Raw genomic sequence first — 2,865 nt, forward strand, 5'->3', positions numbered from 1 at the left:
GGGCGCGCCTTACGCGCTGCGGCTCGACATGGCGGCGGCCCGCGCGCTGGCCGGAACGCTCGGCTGGACCGAGCGCGGTGAAGGACCCGATGGCGAGCGCGGCGCGGTGGGAGCCCGGCCGGAAGCCTGGGGCGACGTCGTCCTGGCCCGCAAGGAGACGCCGACCAGCTATCATTTGTCGGTCGTGATCGACGACGCCTTGCAGGGCGTCACCGATGTGGTGCGCGGCCAGGACCTGTTTTGGGCGACCAGCCTGCATCGGCTGCTGCAGCAGCTGCTCAATCTGCCGCAGCCGGCCTACCGGCATCATCGGCTTGTCCTTGATGCCGCCGGACACAAGCTCGCGAAATCGACCGGGGCCACCGGCTTGCGGGAACTTCGCGGCGGCGGTGCGACGCCGGCCGACATCCGCCGGCTGGTCGGACTGGCAAAGTTTTCCGGGGAGTAGCTGAAAACGCGCCCGTGACTCGCTCGGGCCGGCCATGGCATGCTGGCGCGCGCGGGGTTACAGAAATCATGGCGGCAAAACCGCGCCTACGGCGCACCACGCGGCCCCGCAAACGGAGGCCGGTAACCAAGCGCGCTTCCGCCGCCCAGGCGAAGCCGCGCGGTCGGCGCGCGCCAGTGAAGGCCGCTTCCGGCATGGTCGAAGCCGCGCTCGCCGCGTTTGCGCATGAGGTGCGGACCCCGCTGACCGGCATTCTGGCCATCAGCAATCTGTTGGCGACATCCGACCTCGATGAGCGCGAGCTGCGCTGGGTCGATACCATCAGAGCCGGCGCCGAGCATCTCGCGAGCCTCGCAACCTTGTTTGTCGATGCCGCGCGAAGCCGGAGTTCCCGGCTGGCGGTTCGGCAGGATTTTTTCGATTTGCGCACGCTTGCCCGCAATGCCGGGGATTCGCTGGCCGGCCGGGCGGCGGCAAAGGGATTGCAATCCTCCGTCGAGATATCCGAGGAGCTGCCAGCGTTCGCGGTCGGCGATCCCGTTCGCCTGCGCGCGGCATTGGAAAACCTGATCGACAACGCGGTGAAATTCACCGAGCAGGGCGCCGTCGCGTTTTCGGTGTCGCCGGTGCGCGGCGCCAGGGGCAAAATTGGTATCGCGTTCGCGGTCTCCGACAGCGGGATCGGCCTGACGCTCGACGAGATCAAGCGGCTGTTCCGCCCGTTTTCGCAGGCCAATGTCTCGATCGCCGCACGCTTCGGCGGCGCCGGGCTCGGGCTGTCGTCGGTGAAGGCGCTGGCGCGGGCGATGGGTGGCGACATCTTCGTGAAACAGCGGCGCGGCGGCGGCACCACCTTTACCCTCAACGTCGTGGTGGCGCCCGCAAAGGGGCGGGGGGCCCTCGTCCCCGGGACCGACAGCGAGGTATCGACCGCCGCACCGCGGGCGTTGCGCGTGCTCAGCGTGGAAGACAATCCGTTCGGCCGCGTCGTGCTCAACGCGATCCTGACCGAACTCGGTCACCAGGCGGAGTTCATCGGGCACGGCGAGGCCGCGCCGGAGCGGATCGCGCAGGGCGCGTTCGATGCGGTCCTGATGGACATGGTATTGCCGGGCATCGGCGGCATCGAGGCGATCCGGCGGATCCGGGCACTCAATCCGCCGCTTGGCCGCATCGCGATCATCGGGGTGTCCGGCCGTGGTGACGACGAGGCGGCATCGCGCGCAGCCGGAGCCGACGCCTTTCTGGTCAAGCCTGTGAGTCCGCGGGCCTTAGCGACTGCGCTGCTTGAAGCGACACGCCATGCGGCAGCCGCGACTTGATGATCGCCGCGTTCAGTTCGCCGCCATAGACGAAAATCGCGGCGATGAAATACAGGAACACCAGCGCGATGATGACGGACGCGAGGCCGGCATACATGGTGACGTAATTGTTGGCGAACCGCGCCAGATACTGGCCGAACACGATGCCGGATACCAGCGACGCCACCATGGTGAAGATGATGCCGGGCAGGATCTGCAGGAACCCCCGGCGTCCCGCCGGAAGCCAGGCGTGCAGGATGAACAGGGCCACGATCAGCGCCGTGATGGTGATGCCGTAACGCGTAACATTGAGGAAATGCTCGTTGGTTTCGACGATCAGCGGGATATGGCGCCGCGCCGCCTCCACGATCAGGGGACCGAGCACGATCAGGAAGGCCATCGCCAGCGAGGTGAAGGCCGCGACCAGCGTGTAGCCGATCGATTCAAGCCGCAGCCAGTACCAGCTCCGCGGCTCGATCACGGAGTAGGCGCGGTTCAGCGCCACCCGCAGGGCCTCGACGCCGTTGGAGGCGAAATACACCGCGAGCACCGCGCCGATGGTCAGGATGTCGCCGCGGGTTGTCGTCAGGACATCGTGGATTTCTCCCGAGAGCGCATCGGCGACCTGTTTGGGCCACATCTCCAGCAACAGGCTCGCGGCCTGGTCGGCCAGTTCCTTGGAGCCGAAGAAACCGGCCAATGACGTCAGCACGATCAGGAAAGGAAACAGCGCCATCAGGGTCGACAGCGCGATATGGCTCGCGATCGCCCAGCCGTCGTCAGCGAGGAACGTGTAGAACGCATCCACCACGACGTGATAAACGTAGCTGATCTGCCTCACATTCCACCTTGATCCAGCGACACAGGGTTCGACCCGGGAATTGGCCTAGCTTCTGATATTATTGGGCTAAAAGCCAGATCGTTGCGCGGCCTGCGAGCGTTTGGCGATCCGCCCGGCGCGGTGTTATGTACTGCCGATGGCATCTTTCCTGAGTTCGATAATCCTCCCTATCGCCGTCGCCTCCGTTGCACTGGTGCTGCTGCTCGGCCTTATCAACATGATGCGGGGCGGTTCGCCGAACCGCTCGCAGAAGCTGATGCGGCTCAGGGTATTGT

The 2,865-nt window shown here is 66.1% G+C and carries 4 protein-coding genes; 3 read left to right on the forward strand and 1 reads right to left on the reverse strand.

All coding sequences use genetic code 11. The features are described from left to right. Both WCE35_RS19675 and WCE35_RS19680 read left to right on the forward strand, forming a co-directional pair. Nucleotides 1-448 (forward strand): glutamate--tRNA ligase family protein (locus WCE35_RS19675; RefSeq protein WP_424594991.1); only part of this gene is annotated, 448 nt, incomplete at its 5' end. A 68-nt stretch (nucleotides 449-516) separates the two neighbouring features. After that, the gene (locus WCE35_RS19680; RefSeq protein WP_424594992.1) at nucleotides 517-1,770 is read left to right on the forward strand and encodes an ATP-binding protein; all 1,254 of its coding nucleotides are present in this window, start codon (nucleotides 517-519) and stop codon (nucleotides 1,768-1,770) included. On the opposite strand, the gene WCE35_RS19685 is transcribed toward WCE35_RS19680, so the two are convergent. Next, a complete protein-coding gene (locus WCE35_RS19685) occupies nucleotides 1,697-2,590 on the reverse strand; it encodes a YihY/virulence factor BrkB family protein (protein ID WP_424594993.1) in 894 nt (297 codons plus the stop codon). The two genes, WCE35_RS19680 and WCE35_RS19685, sit on opposite strands and share 74 nt — an antisense overlap. A gap of 136 nt (nucleotides 2,591-2,726) precedes the next feature. Here WCE35_RS19685 and WCE35_RS19690 point away from each other — a divergent pair. Continuing rightward, nucleotides 2,727-2,865, forward strand: a 139-nt coding sequence (locus tag WCE35_RS19690; RefSeq protein WP_424594994.1) for a twin transmembrane helix small protein, incomplete at its 3' end; no start/stop codon positions are given.

The organism is Bradyrhizobium sp., from assembly GCF_049691595.1.
Lineage (GTDB): Bacteria > Pseudomonadota > Alphaproteobacteria > Rhizobiales > Xanthobacteraceae > Bradyrhizobium.